Here is a 17961-nt window from a genome sequence, read left to right on the forward strand (position 1 = left end):
GAACCGCCCACCGGAACCGTCCCGTACGGAACGACGCGAGGAGCACCACATGGCCGGGCTGCGCCTGGGACCACTGCTGCGGTACATCGACTGGGAGACCGCCTGCACCGCGACCGTCTGGGTCGAGGCGGACCGGCCGTGCACGGTCGAAGTCCGGTGCCCGGACGGGGCGTCGGGCTCGTCCCGCACCTTCGCGGTCGCCGGGCACCACTACGCCCTGGTGGTCGTGACCGGACTGACGCCCGACTCCACCACCCCGTACGAGGTACTGCTCGACGACCGCACGGTGTGGCCGCCCGAGCAGTACCCCTTCCCGCCGAGCACGATCACCACCCCGCCCGTACCCACCGCGGCGGACGACGGCGAGGAGGCAGGACCCGGGACGGTCAGGGTCGCGTTCGGCTCCTGCCGCTGGGCGGCGCCGCCCGCCGACGGCCACCTGCCGGGCCGGACGGACCCCGTCGGCCCGGACGCCCTGGACACGCTCGCAGCACGCCTCGCATCCGACCCCGACGCCGTGCGCCCCGACGTCCTGCTGCTCCTGGGCGACCAGGTGTACGCGGACGAGACCTCCGAGGCGACCCGCCGCAGGCTGGCGGCGCGGCGCGATCTGGACGAGCCGCCGGGGGCGGAGGTGGCGGACTACGACGAATACACCTGCCTGTACGACGAGTCGTGGCGCGACCCCGAGGTGCGGTGGCTGCTCTCGACGGTTCCCAGCTGCATGATCTTCGACGATCACGACGTCATCGACGACTGGAACACCAGCGCCGCCTGGCTGGCCGACATCCGGGCCACGTCCTGGTGGCACGAGCGGATCGTCAGCGGGCTGATGTCGTACTGGGTCTACCAGCATCTGGGCAATCTCTCCCCCGCCGAAATCGCCGCGGACCCACTGCACACGGCGGTGCACGCCACCGCGGACGCCACGGATGCGGTGCGTCGATTCGCCGCCGAGGCCGCAGCCGACCCCACCCGCACCCGCTGGAGCTACCGGCGCATTTTCGGCCGAGTACGGCTGCTCATGGTCGACAGCCGTGCAGCCCGGGTGCTCGACGAACAGCAGCGGGCGATGCTCCACCCGCAGGAGGCTCAGTGGCTGCGGGAGGAGGCCCTGTTCGCGCCCGGTTCCTGCGACCACCTTCTGATAGGCACCTCACTGCCGTGGCTGCTGCCGCCCCTGGTCCATGACGCGGAGCAGTGGAGCTCCGCACTGTGCCGGGGCGAGCGGGGCGGGCCGGACGGCCGCTGGGCGCGCGTCGGCGAGTTCCTGCGCCGGCGCTCCGACCTGGAGCATTGGGCGGCCTTCCCCGAGTCGTTCGAGCGGCTGACGGAGCTGATCCGGGAGGTGGCCGAGGGACCCGAGGCCCCGGCGACGGTATGCGTGCTGTCGGGCGATGTGCACCATGCGTACATCGCGGAGCCCGCAGCGTCCGCTCCGGCCCCCGGCGCCGCACCGACGGCCCGCGTTCTGCAGCTGACCTGCTCTCCCGTGCACAACTCCATTCCCGCACCGCTCAGGGGCGGCTTCCGTTTCGCCTGGAGCCGGACGGGACGGCTGCTCGGCCGGCTGCTGGCACGGCACGGGCGCACCGGAACGCCGTCGGTGCGGTGGCACAGGACGGACGGGCCGTGGTTCGGCAATCAGCTGATGACACTGACCTTGAGTGGCCGGAAAGCCGCGTTGTCATTGGTTCAGGCCAAGTCGAGGAGGACGGGGACCGTACTGGAGCTGGTCTTCGACCGCTCACTGACCGACGACGCACCGTCGAGTTTCAGCCAGTCGACAAAACGTTGAACTTGCAAGTATTGGTGAGGTCTACCTAATCTGTGGCGCTCAGTCGGTTCACGTCCCCACCAGACCGAAGGAGCTCTCCCCCCATGTACACACGCCTGAATCAAGCCCAGCCCTACGCCCTCGCGCTCTTCCGCATCGTCGTAGGCCTGCTCTTCGCCTGCCACGGCGCCGCCTCGCTCTTCGGCATCCTCGGCGGCGCCATGGGCGGCGGCTCCATACCTGCCGGCACCTGGCCCGGCTGGTACGCGGCGGTCATCCAGCTCGTCGGCGGCGGCCTCGTGGCACTGGGCCTCGGCACCCGTATCGCCGCCTTCGTCTCGTCCGGCTCCATGGCGTACGCGTACTTCAAGGTTCACCAGCCCGAGGCGCTCTTCCCGCTGGAGAACGGCGGCGAGCCCTCGGCCGTCTACTGCTGGGCCTTCCTGCTGCTCGTCTTCACCGGCCCCGGCGCCCTGGCCCTGGACCGGCTGTTCACGTCCCGCACCACCGCGAGGAGCGACCAGGACCGCGCAGCCGAGCCGAGCTCCCCGGTCGCCGCCTGACGCGATCCGCACGCCCACCGCACGGGTTCGCGCCGACCGGGCCCGCAGCGAGACCTCGTGCACGCCGGGAACCGCTCCCCGGCGTGCACGAGGTACGGGCGCAGGAGGACACCAACTGCGGGCGCGGCAGCGCGATGCGGTGCCCGCGGTACGGCCGTGACTCACGTGAGATGCCCAACATCACGCATATATAGGGATCTCCAGGTGAACGGCAGGCGTACGCTGTACAGCTGTCCCTGCCGCTCCTGCCGCTCCCCTGCGACGTCGCGGCGTTGTCACGAATCGGGGAGTAGAAGGTGCTCGAGAGTGTGGGTGCGCTGACCAGCAGCCCATGGATCTACGCCGTGGTCGCCCTCTCCGTGCTGCTGGACGTCTTCCTTCCCGTACTGCCGAGCGGGGTCCTCGTGATCACGGCCGCCACGGCCGCCGCCGCCGGCACCACCAGCGTGGCCGCCGACGCCGCAGGCGCGGCCCGGAACGTGACCGAGGTCCCCTCGGTCCTGGCCCTGATCCTCTGCGCGGCCACCGCCTCGGTCCTCGGCGACCTCGTCGCGTACCGGCTGGCCTGGCGCGGCGGCGCGCGCCTGGACCGCGCCATCGCCCGCTCGCGCCGTCTCACCTCGGCGCAGGAACGTCTCGGCGCGGCACTCAGCCGCGGCGGCGGGATCCTCGTCGTCATCGCCCGCTTCGCACCGGCCGGCCGCTCGGTCGTCTCGCTGGGCGCCGGCGCCTCGCACCGCAACGTGAAGGAATTCCTGCCGTGGTCGGCCGTGGCAGGCGTGGCCTGGGCGGGCTACAGCGTGGGCCTCGGCTACTTCGGCGCACACTGGCTCGGCGCGACCTGGCTGGGCACGGCCCTGTCGGTCCTGGCCCTGTTCGTCGCGGGGGCGTTCGCCGCACTCCTGATGAAGCGCCCCGCTGCGGCGGCCGCCGCAGCGTCCGCCCCGGTCTCGGTCCCTACGCCGTCCTGACGCCACCCCGCACTTCCAGACCGTCCAGCAGTCTGGCGGTCGCTTCGGCGATCTCGTCGACGGCTTGGTCGAAGACCTCCCTGTTGTGCGCGGCCGGGGCGCGGAAGCCGGACACCTTGCGGACGAACTGCAGGGCGGCGGCGCGGATGTCCTCCTCGGTCGCCTCTTCGGGGAGGGCCGGTGGACGAAGGGTCTTGATACTGCGGCACATGTCTCCAGTGTGGACCGCAGCACTGACAACGTCCCGGGCCAGGGGTGCGCCCCGGCTCACCGGCCACGGCGCACCCCTGGCCCGGCCCGTCAGCCGGCCAGCCCGCTGATCGCGTCCCCGATGTACTTGGCACCGAGCACGACCAGCACCGTCGTCATGATCGCGGCGTTGTGCCGGCCCATCCAGGTCTTCCAGTCCCCCAGCACCTCCGAGGACCGCTCCCCGCCGAAGAGGTAGACGGCCAGCGGCAGCGTGGTGCAGAGCGAAGCGACGACCACCATCAGCACGCCGGCGACGGCCTTCCCGCCCCCGTCCGCCGTGCTGGACGCGATGGAGACCGCACCGCCGACCGCCAGCACCAGGTTCTTCGGGTTGGCTACGGCCAGCGCGGCCGCCAGCCCCGCCGACTTGCCGGGGGTGAACCCGTCGATCGCCTGCATCCACTTGGGCTGCTCGGCATCCTGCCCCTCCCTCGGCCGCTCCTTCCACTGCTTGGCCGCCATCAGCACGAACAGCGCGCCCAGCCCCAGTTTCAGCCACAGGGTCCAGGTGGCGGGGCCCTCGTCGCCCTTGGAGGCGCCGGCCCCCGAGCCCGCGAGCACGACCACCGTGACCAGGACGGCGAGCGAAACCGTCCAGGCGAGCGCGAACGCGATGCCGTTGGACCGGCCGCGCGGGGTGGCGAGCATGAGGATGACGGCGATCAGCGGCACCGGGCTGATGGCGATGCCGACGGCGGACGCCAGCATCTGCCCGATCGCGTCACCCACGGCCACCACCGGCGACCCGCCTGACGACGGGGATCTCGTACCGCCCGTCGAGGACGGCCGGTTGCGGCCTGTAGAGCCTGAGCACGGGCCGGAACTCCCCCTCGGGCGCAGGCAGCCAGTTCGCCGCCGCGTCCGGGTCGGCCGGCCGCTCCCGGCTGATGTGGACGGTCAGCGACCCGTCGTCGGCGCGCACGATCCCGGGTGTACGGTCCCCGATCGAGTGCCGCCCCGCCGGGTTGGCGACGAGGAAGTAGTCCGGGGTGTCGTACATGGTCACGGACCAGAACGCGTCGACCGGCGGCGACTCCTCGAAGCGCAGCTCGTAGCGGTGCGCACCGCTGAGCGGCGCACCGCCGGCGTCGTGGAAGGTCTGCGCGTACACGGCCTCGTAGCCGTGGTTCCCCCACAGCCCGATGCGGGCCGCCACGGCCCTGGCCAGGTAGGAGGCCTCCCGGTCTGCGATCTTCCACTCGGGCGAGTCGATGGTCCCGACGCCGAACCAGTCCAGGTTGTAGTCGAAGAGGTGAGGATTCATCGACCATCCCCCACCGCCCCCGTCCCCCGACCGGCCGGCCGCCTCCACCCGTTCCTTGCCCAGCGCCAGCCCCTCGGTCAGGGCGCGTACGAGAGCGGAACCGGCCGGGACGTACGGCGAAGGCCCCTCCTCCAGGAGCCCCAGCGGCTGGAACCGGTCCTGATAGGCGCGGTCCGCGGCGGACGGCGGGAAGTCGGCCATCCACACCCTGAGCTGCTCGAAGAAGCGGAGCTCCGCCGGCACCCCGGCGTCGGGTGCGGGCAGACCGGTGCGGTGCTCGCCCGGTTCGAGGTGGGTGAGGGTGAGCTGCTCCTGGAGGGCGCGGACCCGCCGCTCCAGGTCCTCGGGACCGTCGCAGGCGTTGCGGCCGACGATGGTGACGACGGCGGTGGGGGCGTCGATCACCCCGCGCACGTCGTCGGGCGCGGTGCCCGCCCAGCCGGGCGGCGCGACGAGCCAGCCGCCCGCCTCCGTCCCTGTGGCCCGGCTGCCGACGTACGCGAAGTTGTTGGACCAGGCGTCGACGAACTGGAGGACGTAGTAAGCCCCGTCGGTGTCCGGGACGTGCAGCCGGACCGGTCCGCCGGACAGGTCGAGGTGGGCGATCGAGTACACGGTGTCGTTGTTGACGGACACGAAGTGCGTGTCGGCGCCGGCGAGCCGGTCGGCGTGGGAGAACTGGTTGAAGGGCGCGGCAGCCAGCGTGCCGAACCCCTTGTGCAGGCACGTCTCGACCATCGACAGGTCGAAGACGAGCGGATACCCGTAGACGTACGCCTCGGCAGCCAGCTCGACGAGCCGGTTCGTGTGCTCCTCGGACATGGAGAACCTCCCCCTTCAGTGGTCGTGCACGGCGAGCGTCGGCATGGACCAGCCGCCGTCCAGAACGGACGGCTCCGGCCCGTACACGCGGACCGCGATGGTGAAGGGCCCGTCGGGCGCGGGCAGCCAGTTGGCGGCCTGCTTCGGTTCCTCGGGCCGGTCCTTCCGTACGTGGAGGGTCAGTCCGCCGTCCTCGTCGTACAGCAGGCCCGGGGTGCGGTCCCCGATCGAGTAGCGGTCGGCGGGGTTGTCGACGAGCAGCCGCTCGGGCAGCCGGTACATGGTGGCGGACCAGAAGAACCGGGCGGGCGGCAGCTGCCCGGCCGGGAAGTGCACGGTGTAGTCGCGGGCGGAGGCGTCCGGCGGCCGGTTCCCGCGGTCGTCCTCCAGCCAGCCGGCGTACCAGGCCTCGGCGGACGGCAGCCCGTAGAGCCCCTTGTCTACGCCGACGGCCCGGGTCAGGTAGTCGTCCCCGTGCTCGGCCCGCGTACCGAACCAGCCGGCCGAGTCGGCGGCGCCGCCCTTGGCCTTCTCCAGCCGCTCCCGTGCGTCGGCGATCCCCAGCCGGACCGCCTCCTGGATCTCCGGCTTCAGGGCTGCGGGCTCGAACTCGCCGCTGCCGTCGACGCCGAGCGCGGCGAGACGTTCACGCAGATCCCGTTCGCTGTCGAGTACGGGGAAGAACTGGAGCAGGAAGTCGAGCAGCGTGAAGAACTCGGCACTGTCCAGGTCCTCCTCGCGCCACACGGGCCAGACGGGTTCACCGACCGGGTGCGGGGCGGCCGTGTCGAGGAACTCCGACAGCGGTCGCAGCCGGTACTGCTCCTGGACCGCCCGCAGCGCCGCCACGTCCTCGGTCCCCGCCAGATACGTACGCCCGAGAATCCCGACGAGGAAGGTGTCCGCACGCAGCACCCCGCTGATCCCGTCGGGCACCTGCCCCCGCCACCCGGGTCCCGCGACGAGGTGGTCCCCGGCTTCCTTCCCGGTCGTACGCGTACCGATGTACCCCACGTACGAGGTGTCGAGGTCGTGGAACGGCAGCACGTAGTAGCGGTCGACCGCGGGCACGGAGACCACCCATGGCTCGTCGCGCAGATCGAGCCACGCCCAGGAGTACGGGGTGTCGTTGTTGGGCGTCACCACATCGGTGTTGGCCGGGGTGAACGGCTGCGAGTAGTGCCGGAACCGCCCGAAGCCACCGACCGAACGGGGGTCGTCCGGATCGACGGCCTGCGGGTACATCGTGCGGTAGTTCTGCAGCAGCGGATACCCCCATATCCAGGCGTCCGCCGCTGTGGAACGCGCCGGGCCGGCGCCGTCGCCGGCGCTCATCCGATGACGGACTTCGAACGGTCCGTGCACAGGGCCCAGATCACGAAGGTGTCGATCGCGAGGGAGACGACGGCCCAGACCGGCTGGTAGGGCAGCCACATGAAGTTGGCGATCATGTTGAGCGCCGCCAGCCCCACACCGGCGCCGCGCGCCCAGACGGAGCCCTTGAGGATGCCCCAGCCGACGACGGCGATGATGACGCCGAGAATGAGGTGGATCCATCCCCAGGTCGTCACGTTGAACTCGAAGACGTAGTTGTTGATCCGTGCGTAGACGTCGTCGGAGGCGATCCCGGAAATGCCCTTGATCGCCCCCAGCACCCCGTCGACCATCAGCAGAACACCGGCGAACATGATCCCGCCGGCCGCCCAGGGGTTGATGCCCCCGGGGTGGGACGGGGGCGAGGGAGAAGTGCCCGGCGTGGGCGCGGTCTGTGCCATGAGTACTCCTGGGCCGGTGGGACTGCACGTCAGACCGACCCTGCTCGGCACGTCCGGGCGCGACCACTCGGACGCGGCCATACGGGTGACAGGGGTGGGGCGCAGCCTCCGGCCTTCCCCGGCTCCCCGGCCGGCTACCGCTTCAGCGGCCCTGTACCGCTTCCCGGGGCGACTGTGACCCTGTGCGGGCCGGAAAATCGCTCCCCCGCGGGGACCCGGACGGCTAACCTTCGACCACCAACTGATCCTTCAGGCAGGAGTGGAGATGCCCGGTCGCCCGAGCGCGCGCTGACGTCGCAGGTCGTGATCGACCCGTCATCGCGTGCTGCCTCTGGTCTGCGGCACAGCGAGCCCTTCTCGCCCGAACCACCGGTGCACTTTCCCGTGCCCCGGCCGGCGAGCGTTGTCCTCCGCAGCTCAAGGAGCCCTCGTGCAACCGGCGCCGCACACCCGAAACTCCCCCACCCCAACTCCCCCTGTATCCGGGCCCGATGGCCCGCGCATCCGGAGCGCGCGATGAAGGCGGCCGACAGCAGCCGGGCCGGAACCCCGCCGAGCCTGTGGCGGGACGCCGACTTCCGCAGGCTGTGGGTGGGCCAGACCACGTCGCAGCTCGGGGCGCAGGCCACGCAGGTGATCCTGCCGCTCGTCGCCGTGATGTCGCTCAATGCGGGTTCCGGTCAACTCGGCGCCCTGCGCGCGGTGGAGCAGGCGCCGATCCTGCTGCTGTCGCTCTTCGCGGGCGCGTGGGTGGACCGTCGGCGCGCCCGTACGGTGATGGTGCTGGCCGACGGCGGACGGGCACTCGCGCTGGCGGTGATCCCCGCAGCCTTTCTACTGGGCTTCCTCGGGCTGCCCGTACTGTTCCTGGTCGCGCTGCTCGTCGGCGTACTGAGCGTGTTCTTCGACGTGGCGTACCAGGCCTCGCTCGTACGACTCGTGGACCGTGACCGGTTGTTGCAGGGCAACAGTGCGCTGGAGGGCAGCAGATCCGCGGCGCAGATCGGCGGCCCGGCACTCGGTGGCACGTTGGTGTCGGTGTTCTCGGGCCCGGTCGCCGTCGTCACCGGCGCGTTCTTCTTCGTGCTCTCGTCCGTGTCGATCTGGCGGATCCGCAGGCGCGAACCGGTACCGCCGCCCGGCGACGGCCGGGCCCGCATCTGGAGGCAGATCCACGAAGGCCTCCGTTTCGTGGCCGGCAACGCGTCACTGCGGGCGGTGGGTGTGGCCTCGGCCCTCTTCCAGTTCTGGTTCGCCGCCCTGATGACCGTCTACCTGCTGTACCTCCCGCGCGGACTGCACCTGTCGGGCACGGCCATCGGCCTGGCGCTCGCCGCGATGGGCCCGGGCGCGGTCGTGGGGTCGCTGGTGGCGGCGAGGCTGCCGGAAAGACTCGGATACGGCAAGGTGCTGGTGTCCTCGGCGGTGATCGCGGACGGCGTGATGCTGTGCGTACCGGCGCTGCACGGCTCGGCGGCCGTCACGCTCCCCGTACTCATCGGCGTCAACTTCGCCTTCGGCACCTTCGGTCAGCTGGTCAACGTCACGATGATGGCCGTGCGGCAGGCCATCACGCCCGTACGGATACAGGGCCGGGTCGTGGCGACCATCAACTTCGCCGGCATGGGCCTGACCCCGGTCGGATCCCTGCTGGGCGGCTTCCTGGCGGGCCACTGGGGACTGCGTACGAGCCTGCTGGTGACCGCCGTCGCCCTCTCGCTGTCCCCGCTGTTCATGGCGTTCTCCCCGCTGGCACGCCTGGGCAGACACCTTCCGTGCGAACAGCTGACGGGACTGACGGGACCGCTGAGCAGCACCCGCACTGTTCCGGAGCCCTCGGTCACCCGTCGTTGATCTCGGGACGGCGCCCGGCCTTGGGCGAAAGCAGACCGCGCAGTGCGGCAGCAACTCTCCCGGGTTCGCTGATGAAGGGCGAATGGCTCGTGTTCCAGGTCAATGTGCTGGAACAGCGCCTGCTCATTTCCCTCTGCACACCGGGGTCGATCGCGCGGTCCTGGCTGCAGACGATGTAGGTGGACGGCGTGCTCCGCCATGACTGGCGTGTCGGCACACCTCGGCCGCACCCGGGCTTCTGTGGCCGCAGCAACGACGCCGCCCAGACCGCTCGCTCCCTCGGGGCGTCGCCGTAGAACACGTCCACGGCCGCCGCCGCATCCACGTGGGTGAGGCCGTCCTCGTCCCGCACGACGGAGGAAACCAGAAGTGCGGTCGAGCCGCCGAGACCGGCCGCGCTCTCCCCCTCCGCAGGCACAAAGGCCGCCAGGTACACCAAGTGGCCGACACCCGTCAGCCCGGTGATGACGGACCCGCCGTAGGAGTGCCCCACCACCAGGGGTGGTTCCTCCATGGCATCAACGACTGCCTGTACGGCTTCGGTATCGGCCTGGAGCGAGCCCCGGTGCAGTTCCGGAACGGCGACGTCGATCCCATCGGCACGCAACTCAGCGACGACCAGGTCGAAGTGGCGTGGATCGTGGTACAGACCGTGCACCAACACGACACCGTTCATGATGGTTCCTCGATTCCGCACAGCCTTCGATTCCGAAGCTGTTCATTGCTTCTGGAGCTGTTCCATGACTCGGTCCTGCAGCTTCGGCTCGACCTGACGCCCACTCATGGCCCTCCGCACGAGAGGGAGATCAGCGCCGTGCACCCGCATGTGCTCGATCAGGGGCGCAATCCGGTCGGGACGTTTCCGGACAAGCTCGGAGACCAACCTCAGCTCCAGGCGGACGACGGGAACGACATGACTGCCGAACCGGACCCGTACACAGTGCTCCCAGGGGCCGCGTCCCGTGCACTCGAACGTATCAGTGTCGGCCGGCCACTCGACCGTACTGATCTCCACATCTGTCCCGTCGACCCTGAACCGCGTGAAGTACTGCCGCGCGTCGGGCAGCCAGGCCGGTGCGTTCAGGCACGGGAACCCGGACAGCCCGGCTGCGAATCCGTCGACGTCGTCCCGGCGGCCGACCAGGACATCCACGTCACCCACAGGCAGCGGGACTCCCTGCGCCAGCGCGGCGCCGGTCCCGACCAACCGGTATTCGAGGCCCAGCGTGTCGGGGTCGACCTGGTCGAGGACGAGCGAGAAGAGTCTTCGCAGCTCGTCCGGGCCCTGCAACGCCCTTGCCCTGCCATGGGGATCCATCACTCGATTGTGCCCTCCGGGCAGTGAGTTGCCGAGGTGCAGCGGCAACGCCGAAGCCCGCGGGGGACGGCGTTCTCATGGTCCAGCCGCACGCGGCTCCCCCGGATCGACCGGCGCCGTGATTGCAGCCCCCGAAGCGCCTCGTAGAGATCGGGGTACGCGCTCCAACAGACGGCGCTGCCGTCGTCGTTCAGGCTGCCCATGTACCAGTCGTCGTCGTTGGCCGGTTTCACCAGACACAGCTTCCCGAACCACGGAGACGTTCCCGCCGGGCGGCACCGGCGACCGGCGGCACTCCTCACACGGTGATCCGAGACTGTGCCGGGCCGAGGTACTGCACGGCCGTCTGCTGGGCGTGCGGGGCAAGCAGCTCCTGGAGTTCCGGTGCTGCGGCCTTCAGGAGGTGGCCGTCGCGGGTGGCGTGGAGCGTTTCGAGAATGAACGCGACGTGGGTGGAGTCCTCGGTGACGCGGGTGCGATGGGCGTCGCGGTGGTTCCAGTGCCGGGTCAGGACGCCGCCCGTGTCCGCGTAGATGATCTCGCCGGGCTTGGGGCTCTCGACGGTGTCGGGTTCGCCGAGCGGGGTGAACTCCTCGCTGCCGTCCGCGTAGCGGATGTCGATGCCGCCCGTGACCTGGTCGAGGTCGAAGGCGCCTGCGGGCAGACCGTGACGAACGGAGACGGCGTTGTAGGAGTCGACGGGCGGGTTGATGCGCGGCAACGCCCCCTTCTTGGCGAAGCGCCTGCCGAGCGCGTCGACGCTGGGGCGGATGCGCCGGGGGTTGGTGCCGAAGGAGCGGTAGGCGGTGTGCCACGCCTCGATGCGGGGGTCGGTCTCGTCGGCGGGCTGCCAGGCGCCGTCGGCGAGTTGCTGCTCCAGTTCCCCCAACGCGGCGGTCGTGTCCGGCCAGTCCTCGCGGCCGCGCAGGCCGGTGGCGGTGACGACGGCGATGAGGGTGTCGGGGAAGGCGTCGGCGACGGCGGGGGCGAGGCGGAATTCGGTCATGATCGAATGCTCTTTCTTTCGTACGTACAACGGTGACGGAAGTCAGGCCTTCCACGGGCCGATACGGTCCAGGCGTCGGCGCTGCTGTTCCGCGGTGGGGGCGTCGAGGCCCTTCGCGCGTCGGGTGAGGCTGTCGGCCACGGCCGTACGGTGCTCGACGGGTTTGTGGTCGTCGTACTTGAACTTGGCCATGACCTCGGTGACCCCGAGGCGAAGCCCGCGGATACCGGGCAGCATCCGGCCGTACGGGGGCTGGTCGACGGCGACGAGGGCGTGGTCGCCGTCGGGCTGGAGGTGGGCGAGCTGGCGGCGCAGCAGCTCTGCCTTGCCCTCGGGGTCGTCGACGACGGTGGCTCGGCATGCGAACTGCACAGCCGCGTAGTAGCTGGTCGGCACGCCGTCGGTGGGCGGGGTGCCGGGCTTGGCGCGCCAGGGTGCGGGGATGAAGGCGTAGTCGCCGATGACGGTGAAGGTGACGTTCGGGTCGTGCTCGATCGCCTCCCAGACCGGGTTGGGCCGGGCGAGGTGGATCAGCAGGTCGCTGCCGTCGATGGTGAAGTGGGTGGGGACGACGGCGGGCGGGCGGCCGGGCAGACCGTTGACGCTCAGCTGTCCGAAGTCGTGGCCGCCGGCGATCCAGGTCTGCCATTCGGCTTCGTCCAGGGCGGCGTCCCAGGGCTGGATGAACATGCTGCTCCTTGTACGTGACAGATGCTGCGGGCGGGAGGCTCAGGTGAGGGCGAGGAGGCTGACGGCAGCGGCGGCGGTGCCGAGCCCGATGAGCTGGCCGCGGTGGATGCGCTCGGCCAGCACGCTGCGGGCGAGGAGGACGGTGCCGGCCGGGTAGAGGGCGGTGATGACGGCGACGACCGCGAGGTCTCCGCTGCGGGCGGCGAGCAGGAAGAGCAGGTTCGCTACCGAGTCCAGCACGCCGGCGGTGGCGGCCATCGCGTAGGCGGGCCGCTCGGATCCCAGCCTGCGGATCATCAGCGCGGCCACGCCCAGGGTGACCGCCGAGGACACCGCCCTGCCGATGATCAGCGGCGCGACCCCACTGTCGGACGGCGCCTGGTGCAGGAAGATCAGCTGGAGGGCGATGGCGGCGCCCGCACCGAGTGCCAGCAGCAGCGCCGTACGCGAGGGCCGCACCGACCCCGAGCCGTGCCCGGCGCTGACCAGCACCACCGCGGCCAGGGCGAGCGGCAGACCCACCAGCCCGGCGACGCCCAGGCGCTCACCCTGCAGCAGGCCGACGCCCACGGGCAGCACGGCGGACACCAGTGCGGTCACAGGTGACAGCACGCTCATTGGGCCGATCGCCAGCGTCTTGTAGAGCAGGGCGAACGCGACGGCCGACGCGACACCGGAGGCGGCGCCCCAGCCCAGGGCCCCGGCACCGAACGAGGCGCCGAGGAACGGCCACAGCAGTAGTTCGACCGCGAGGGAGGCCGGGGCTGCGATCATCACGGTGCGCAGCACATGAGCCTTGCGGGCCCCGAGGCCGCCGAGGAAATCGGCGCATCCGTAGGCGAGTGAGCTACCCAGGGCCAGCAGCAGAGCAATCACGGGCACATCCCTTATCATTCAATGGAACGACCCAAAGGTACAACAAACCGACCGCCCAGTGTCAACCAAACGACCGCACGGTGCATTCCAGTGGTCCTCGCAAGGATGGTGATCGGATGGCCGAGACGGACACGGCGCTGCGGACGCTCGCACACAACGTCAGAGCGGCCCGCACCCGCGCGGGCCTGTCCCTGGACGAGCTCGGCCGGCGCGCACAGGTCAGCAAGGGCGCGCTGGTGGGCCTGGAGAAGGCTCAGGGCAACCCCAACTTCGCCACTCTGGTCCGACTGGCCGACACACTCGGCATCTCGGTGTCCGCACTGATGGAAGGACCGCCGGAAGGCCGCGTCCGCGTAGTGACGGCCGACGCCGTGACCCCTCTGTGGACCGGATCGCAGGGCAGCGAGGCCCGGCTCATGCTGACGACCTCGGGCGCGGCCCCGGTCGAGGTCTGGCGCTGGCGTCTGGAACCGGACGAGGAGTACCCCAGCCATCCGCACCAGGCCGGGGTCGTGGAAACGGTCAGCGTCACCTCCGGCCGGATGACACTGATCGTCGACGGCACCGAACACCACGTGGAGGCCGGCCAGACGGCCACCTTCGACGCCGACGCCCCCCACACCTACCGCGGCGTCGGCCCCCAGACCTGCCACCTGATCATGACGGTCCACCTGCCGCCCGGCCCGGCCTCGGCCGCCTGACGGCACCGCCCGCCGACGCCCGGAACCGGCGGCCCCGGTGGCCGTGGGGGCGGGCTCAGGCCAGGGTGCCGCCGGTGTTCCGGATCAACTGCTGGAGCACTTTCACCGCGGTGACGTAGTCGGCGTCGTCGATGTCCTGGTGAATGCGGGCCCGGATGGCCGGGGCGTGCCGCTTGAGACCGACACGGGCCTCCTCGCCCGACTCGGTGATCCACAGCCGCACTTCGTCGTCGACGGTGAGCCAACCACGCGCCAACAGGACGTCCGCCTCTGCCTTCAGGTCGTCCTCGGGCCTGATGTAGGAGCTCATGGCCTGCTGGAGTTCAGGGATGGTCATGCCACGGCCGTCGGGTGAGATGTCGTTCGCCGACAGATTGCGCAGCAGCCAGAACTGGGGCTGAGTGAAGCCCAGTTCGGCCTGCCGAGCCCGGATGAACGAGATGAGCGCCTCGTAGGCCACCCCGGTCCAGTACGCGGCCGGTTGTGCGGCGAGTTCGGTGTCGGAGGTGTGCTGGGTCGTCATGTGCGATGCCCCCTGATCGATCGCTGATGCAAGCACCGTAAAACCTCAAGCTGAGTCGAGGTCAAGATCGACCCGGGCGCCACCTTGCCGCTACCGGCCCAAGAGGACCAGAGCGGGCCAAGACGCACGCCGAAGTCACGGTCCGGCCCAAGGCGACCGCCCTCGTTGCCGCGCGGCGAATGGCCGCGGCTCTGGCGTGGTTCTTTGCGCCCAGCTCAACCCTGCGTCTGCGCCGGGCTCTTCTCTTGCACCGCATAGCCGGGCACGGACGGCCATCGAACGGTCAGCACCACCGATTCGTCCTCCGCGAACCAGGAGTGGTCGACCCCGCGTCCCCACACGACGTAATCACCCTGCTCTTCCAGAAGGACGCTGCGGCCGGGAAGTTCAACGCGGAAGCGGCCGCTGATCAGAACGAGGAGCGCGGTGCGATCCTCGCCCCTCACCCCACTGAGCACGTTCGTCGCCGCGAGGGTGAACGCCCCATTTGATCTCCACGTCCTCGCTGTGGCGCGGGTCGCCCACGTCCTTGAAGTGCCCGAGGAGCCATCCCCGGTCCAGTGCCGCATCCTTGCCCGCATTGCCCACATACACACTGTTCTTCACGAGGCCGGAGGTTAGCAGTTCGCCTGGATGCCCCACGGGGACAAGGACCGCTTCGTGAACGCGCGAGACCATCGAGACCGATCGAGGACTCCGCCTGACCGCCCCGAGTGGTGCCGGCCGGCCCAGCGTCCTCAGCGAATCCCTCTACGGCGGCGAGAACTTGAGTGTGACCCCACCCGTGTTCTGAAGCGGTCCTCAATCCACCACCCACCCCGACTCCCATGACAACTGGTCCTGTGCACGGCCGTTGATGTCAGCATTGGATGTCAGCGCGGTTCTCGCCGCCCCCACGTCACGCCACTGCCGGTTCGAGCAGCGACAGCGTCCGTTGCTGCGCATCGAGGGCGACGCGGATACCGACCGGCATCGGCAGATTCGGGCCGGAGTGTCCGAAATCCACGTGACCCAGGACCGGGATGTCACGGTCTCCGAGGACGTCGAGGACGATCTCGGACAGCATCGGGGAGCCGTCGGGCGAGTCGAGCCCGTCGATCGCCTCAGGAACCCCCACGACCATGCCGGCGATGCGATCAAGAATGCCGCTGTGCCGCAGTACCTGCAAATAGCTCCACACATGCGATGCGTGGCCGCCCAACTCCTCCCAGAACAGCACCGCGCCGTCGAAGCATTCGAGCGGCGGCGCAAAGGGTGTCGCCTGCACCAGCGCGATGCGATTGATGACCCCGCCGACGAGCGGACCTTCGGCACGCCCGGCCCGCCAGCACTCCCACGACGGACCGGCGGGCAGCACACCGATCGGTTCCGTGCCGGTGAGCAGCGTCGAGTACAGCTTCCCCAGCTCCTCCCGGCGGGCCGCGGACGCTCTCTGCCAGTGCCCGCCGAGACCGGGCGTGGCCAGGTCGGCATGGAACCCGACCAGACCGGTGCGGGCGTAGAGCACCAGGTGCAGCAGCGATATGTCGCTGTAGCCGAGGATCGGCTTGGGATCGGCCCTGACCGCGTCGAAGTCGATCAGGTCGAGATATCCGAACACCGTCTGGCCACCGTCGTGCGCGACGATCGCGCGCACCTCGGGATCACGCAGCAGACCGTTGAACTCCTCGGCTATCTCGTCCGGCCGCGCAGCACTCCACCAACGGTGCCGCCCTGCTTCGAGGAGCGGCGCGAGACGCACACGGAACCCCATCCCCTCGAGCTCGGCCACCGCTTGCTGGAGATCGGGCGCGTATCCGGCATGGAGCGGTCCGGACAGTGCCGCGATGACAACGAGGTCTCCGGTCACCAGGGCACGAGGCCGCAGCAGTTGAGGCGGTTCAGTAGGGGTCACCGCGGCAGTATCCCGACGCACTCAGCAACCGGCTACGCATTTTCCGATCAACTCCCCTTCTCCACGGAAGGATCCCAGGTGAGCGTGGCCTCGGTGTCGTACGTGCGCCAACCTTGCGTTTCCACAGGCGACTCGTTGAGTCCGTTTCCAGGAGTGGCTCGTCCGGGTCGGCGAGGAGGCCTTGGCGAGCGAGGCGGCTGTGGGTGACGTTCATGTCCGGGTCGTCGGTGGGCAGGCCGAGTAGCCGTGCCGTGCACGATCTGCCGGCAGGCGGCGGGATCGGAAATTCGGTTTCCTGCCCGCCCCATGAGGACACAAGATGGCGCGCATGACTTTGGCCACCCCCATGCTGTCCACCGCTCGCCTGCGGCTGCGCCCCTTCACCGACGCCGACGCGGACCGTCTCTTCGCGATGCACAGCAGCACCTACGTCATGCGCTACTGGGACTCCCCGCCGTGGAACGAACGGGCCCGCGCCGAGCGCTTCATCGCGATGTGCCGGAAGATGGCGGACGAAGGCACCGGGGCGCGCGTGGCCATCGACCGTGCTTCCGACGGGGCCTTCGTCGGCTGGTGCGGTCTGACCGGATGGAACCCGGACTACCGCAGCGCGTCGCTGGGCTACGTCCTCGACGAAGCGATGTGGGGCCACGGCTACGCGACGGAGGCCGCGCACGCTTTGCTGCAGTGGGCATTCGACACACTGGACCTGAACCGAGTTCAGTCCGAGACCGATACGCGCAACGTGGCATCGGCCCGGGTCCTGGAGAAGATCGGATTCATGCGTGAAGGGACGTTGCGGGAAGACTGCGTCGTGAACGGCGAGGTATCCGACTCGTGGGTGTTCGGGTTGATCAGGCGAGAGTGGCGGCCGGCGGCCGTGCCGGTACCAGCCCGCGAAGAGCGGCTTTGAGTCCGCTTCAGGCAGCGGCCGCGTCCAATCTGGCACGGATCCGGCATGCGCATCGTCACCGACACCTGTCTTGCAAGTTCGTCACCGGTGGCCTCCTCCGTGGAGGCTTGCGGAGCCACCGGTCACAAAATGCAGCTCTGGCCCTCGGGCTTTCACGAGCGAGCTTGCGCGAGTCTTGATCAGATAGGCGGAGAGCGCTCCTGACCTGCAACGATGGGACTTTCCGGGGGTTCTGTCCGCTGCAAGGAAAGAGCACTCTCCAGGTGAACGAGCGCATCGGGCCGTATGCCGTACCCACCTTTCCGAGCCCTTGTCGGCGGTGGCGCGGGGTCTCGTAGGCGTCTGCAAAATGGCTGGTCACTGGTCGGTCCGTGCAGGACCCTGAGCGTATGCCTCGACGCCTCATGTTCGTGCAGTTGAAGACTGGCTACGCCACCGACCGCGGCCCCTCGTGGATCGGGTGGCTGGACTTCTCGAAGACCTGGAGCACTGCGTACTTTCACGGGAGGACACTGCGTCGGGCAGGGGCGATGTTCGATGCGAACTTCTACGACGTGAAGACCCACGAGGAGTTCTGGGTCTCCGGGCCGAAGCGGGACCGCACCGACACCCGCTACGGCCCCTCCAACCCTGAAATCGAGCCGGAAGCCGTCGAGACCTATCACGCCTTCCTGGAGGGTGCGCCCCTGCCGGGCCGGGAAAACGGCTAACCTCGCGCCCTTGCGAGTCCGCCCACTCCGGTACCTCTTCGGGAGCTGGGCC

Annotated in this window: 19 protein-coding genes and 1 pseudogene; 7 read left to right on the top strand and 13 right to left on the bottom strand. The window is 69.9% G+C overall.

Features of this window, described 5'->3' with window-relative positions; translation table 11 throughout:
• Positions 1–49 precede the first annotated feature (49 nt).
• The 3 genes from SH922_RS11570 to SH922_RS11580 all read left to right on the top strand — a co-directional run bounded on the left by SH922_RS11570 (position 50) and on the right by SH922_RS11580 (position 3311).
• Positions 50–1798 (top strand): alkaline phosphatase D family protein, encoded by a 1749-nt coding sequence (locus tag SH922_RS11570; RefSeq protein ID WP_393057605.1) that lies wholly within the window; start codon positions 50–52, stop codon positions 1796–1798.
• A gap of 83 nt (positions 1799–1881) precedes the next feature.
• Complete coding sequence (locus tag SH922_RS11575; protein ID WP_393057607.1) at positions 1882–2340, top strand: DoxX family protein; 459 nt, start codon at positions 1882–1884, stop codon at positions 2338–2340.
• A gap of 296 nt (positions 2341–2636) precedes the next feature.
• Positions 2637–3311, top strand: coding sequence for a DedA family protein (locus SH922_RS11580; protein ID WP_393057609.1), 675 nt, complete (start codon positions 2637–2639; stop codon positions 3309–3311).
• On the opposite strand, the gene SH922_RS11585 is transcribed toward SH922_RS11580, so the two are convergent.
• From SH922_RS11585 to SH922_RS11605, 5 genes are all read right to left on the bottom strand, one after another.
• Complete coding sequence (locus SH922_RS11585; protein ID WP_393057611.1) at positions 3298–3522, bottom strand: DUF2277 domain-containing protein; 225 nt, start codon at positions 3520–3522, stop codon at positions 3298–3300. The genes SH922_RS11580 and SH922_RS11585 overlap by 14 nt on opposite strands.
• A gap of 89 nt (positions 3523–3611) precedes the next feature.
• A complete protein-coding gene (locus SH922_RS11590) occupies positions 3612–4292 on the bottom strand; it encodes a GAP family protein (protein ID WP_393057613.1) in 681 nt (226 codons plus the stop codon).
• Positions 4285–5649, bottom strand: a complete 1365-nt coding sequence (locus SH922_RS11595) for a DUF1254 domain-containing protein (RefSeq protein WP_393057615.1) — start codon at positions 5647–5649, stop codon at positions 4285–4287. Before SH922_RS11595 ends, SH922_RS11590 begins: the two co-directional genes overlap by 8 nt.
• Before the next feature lie 15 nt (positions 5650–5664).
• Positions 5665–6984 (bottom strand): DUF1254 domain-containing protein, encoded by a 1320-nt coding sequence (locus SH922_RS11600; protein ID WP_393057617.1) that lies wholly within the window; start codon positions 6982–6984, stop codon positions 5665–5667.
• The gene (locus SH922_RS11605; protein WP_393057619.1) at positions 6981–7424 is read right to left on the bottom strand and encodes a hypothetical protein; all 444 of its coding nucleotides are present in this window, start codon (positions 7422–7424) and stop codon (positions 6981–6983) included. Before SH922_RS11605 ends, SH922_RS11600 begins: the two co-directional genes overlap by 4 nt.
• A 516-nt stretch (positions 7425–7940) precedes the next feature.
• On the opposite strand from SH922_RS11605, the gene SH922_RS11610 reads away from it, so the two are divergent.
• Positions 7941–9278: an MFS transporter gene (locus SH922_RS11610; protein ID WP_393057621.1), complete on the top strand. Its 1338-nt coding sequence runs from the start codon at positions 7941–7943 to the stop codon at positions 9276–9278.
• Here the strand turns inward: SH922_RS11610 and SH922_RS11615 are convergent.
• From SH922_RS11615 to SH922_RS11635, 5 genes are all read right to left on the bottom strand, one after another.
• Positions 9265–9954, bottom strand: coding sequence for an alpha/beta hydrolase (locus SH922_RS11615; RefSeq protein ID WP_393057623.1), 690 nt, complete (start codon positions 9952–9954; stop codon positions 9265–9267). The genes SH922_RS11610 and SH922_RS11615 overlap by 14 nt on opposite strands.
• Before the next feature lie 42 nt (positions 9955–9996).
• Positions 9997–10596 (bottom strand): hypothetical protein, encoded by a 600-nt coding sequence (locus SH922_RS11620; protein WP_393057625.1) that lies wholly within the window; start codon positions 10594–10596, stop codon positions 9997–9999.
• 298 nt (positions 10597–10894) lie between these two features.
• Complete coding sequence (locus tag SH922_RS11625) at positions 10895–11602, bottom strand: B3/4 domain-containing protein (protein WP_393057627.1); 708 nt, start codon at positions 11600–11602, stop codon at positions 10895–10897.
• 42 nt (positions 11603–11644) lie between these two features.
• Positions 11645–12292: an FMN-binding negative transcriptional regulator gene (locus SH922_RS11630; RefSeq protein ID WP_393057629.1), complete on the bottom strand. Its 648-nt coding sequence runs from the start codon at positions 12290–12292 to the stop codon at positions 11645–11647.
• A gap of 39 nt (positions 12293–12331) precedes the next feature.
• A complete protein-coding gene (locus SH922_RS11635; RefSeq protein ID WP_393063535.1) occupies positions 12332–13168 on the bottom strand; it encodes an EamA family transporter in 837 nt (278 codons plus the stop codon).
• 116 nt (positions 13169–13284) lie between these two features.
• On the opposite strand from SH922_RS11635, the gene SH922_RS11640 reads away from it, so the two are divergent.
• Positions 13285–13869, top strand: a complete 585-nt coding sequence (locus SH922_RS11640) for a helix-turn-helix domain-containing protein (protein WP_393057632.1) — start codon at positions 13285–13287, stop codon at positions 13867–13869.
• 55 nt (positions 13870–13924) lie between these two features.
• Here SH922_RS11640 and SH922_RS11645 read toward each other — a convergent pair whose 3' ends face one another.
• The 3 genes and pseudogenes from SH922_RS11645 to SH922_RS11655 all read right to left on the bottom strand — a co-directional run bounded on the left by SH922_RS11645 (position 13925) and on the right by SH922_RS11655 (position 16286).
• Positions 13925–14392, bottom strand: coding sequence for a MarR family transcriptional regulator (locus SH922_RS11645; protein WP_393057634.1), 468 nt, complete (start codon positions 14390–14392; stop codon positions 13925–13927).
• Positions 14393–14607: 215 nt separating this feature from the next.
• Positions 14608–14998: pseudogene (locus tag SH922_RS11650) on the bottom strand (signal peptidase I).
• Positions 14999–15290: 292 nt separating this feature from the next.
• Positions 15291–16286: an LD-carboxypeptidase gene (locus tag SH922_RS11655; RefSeq protein ID WP_393057636.1), complete on the bottom strand. Its 996-nt coding sequence runs from the start codon at positions 16284–16286 to the stop codon at positions 15291–15293.
• Between the two features lie 328 nt (positions 16287–16614).
• Between SH922_RS11655 and SH922_RS11660 the strand changes: the two genes are divergently transcribed.
• A complete protein-coding gene (locus SH922_RS11660) occupies positions 16615–17199 on the top strand; it encodes a GNAT family N-acetyltransferase (RefSeq protein WP_393057638.1) in 585 nt (194 codons plus the stop codon).
• 389 nt (positions 17200–17588) lie between these two features.
• Positions 17589–17909 carry a hypothetical protein gene (locus tag SH922_RS11665; protein ID WP_393057640.1) on the top strand — a complete coding sequence of 107 codons (321 nt, stop codon included), beginning with the start codon at positions 17589–17591 and terminating at the stop codon, positions 17907–17909.
• Positions 17910–17961 lie beyond the last annotated feature (52 nt).

This window comes from Streptomyces sp. LN549, assembly GCF_043203805.1.
Classification (GTDB): domain Bacteria; phylum Actinomycetota; class Actinomycetes; order Streptomycetales; family Streptomycetaceae; genus Streptomyces.

Excerpts from the sequence above, each read along its gene's own strand:
- SH922_RS11570 (WP_393057605.1), top strand. The coding sequence starts at position 50 with ATGGCCGGGCTGCGCCTGGGACCACTGCTGCGGTACATCGACTGGGAG.
- SH922_RS11575 (WP_393057607.1), top strand. The coding sequence starts at position 1,882 with ATGTACACACGCCTGAATCAAGCCCAGCCCTACGCCCTCGCGCTCTTC.
- SH922_RS11585 (WP_393057611.1), bottom strand. The coding sequence starts at position 3,522 with ATGTGCCGCAGTATCAAGACCCTTCGTCCACCGGCCCTCCCCGAAGAG.
- SH922_RS11595 (WP_393057615.1), bottom strand. The coding sequence starts at position 5,649 with ATGTCCGAGGAGCACACGAACCGGCTCGTCGAGCTGGCTGCCGAGGCG.
- SH922_RS11600 (WP_393057617.1), bottom strand. The coding sequence starts at position 6,984 with ATGAGCGCCGGCGACGGCGCCGGCCCGGCGCGTTCCACAGCGGCGGAC.
- SH922_RS11605 (WP_393057619.1), bottom strand. The coding sequence starts at position 7,424 with ATGGCACAGACCGCGCCCACGCCGGGCACTTCTCCCTCGCCCCCGTCC.
- SH922_RS11610 (WP_393057621.1), top strand. The coding sequence starts at position 7,941 with ATGAAGGCGGCCGACAGCAGCCGGGCCGGAACCCCGCCGAGCCTGTGG.
- SH922_RS11615 (WP_393057623.1), bottom strand. The coding sequence starts at position 9,954 with ATGAACGGTGTCGTGTTGGTGCACGGTCTGTACCACGATCCACGCCAC.
- SH922_RS11620 (WP_393057625.1), bottom strand. The coding sequence starts at position 10,596 with ATGGATCCCCATGGCAGGGCAAGGGCGTTGCAGGGCCCGGACGAGCTG.
- SH922_RS11625 (WP_393057627.1), bottom strand. The coding sequence starts at position 11,602 with ATGACCGAATTCCGCCTCGCCCCCGCCGTCGCCGACGCCTTCCCCGAC.
- SH922_RS11630 (WP_393057629.1), bottom strand. The coding sequence starts at position 12,292 with ATGTTCATCCAGCCCTGGGACGCCGCCCTGGACGAAGCCGAATGGCAG.
- SH922_RS11640 (WP_393057632.1), top strand. The coding sequence starts at position 13,285 with ATGGCCGAGACGGACACGGCGCTGCGGACGCTCGCACACAACGTCAGA.
- SH922_RS11645 (WP_393057634.1), bottom strand. The coding sequence starts at position 14,392 with ATGACGACCCAGCACACCTCCGACACCGAACTCGCCGCACAACCGGCC.
- SH922_RS11660 (WP_393057638.1), top strand. The coding sequence starts at position 16,615 with ATGACTTTGGCCACCCCCATGCTGTCCACCGCTCGCCTGCGGCTGCGC.
- SH922_RS11665 (WP_393057640.1), top strand. The coding sequence starts at position 17,589 with ATGCCTCGACGCCTCATGTTCGTGCAGTTGAAGACTGGCTACGCCACC.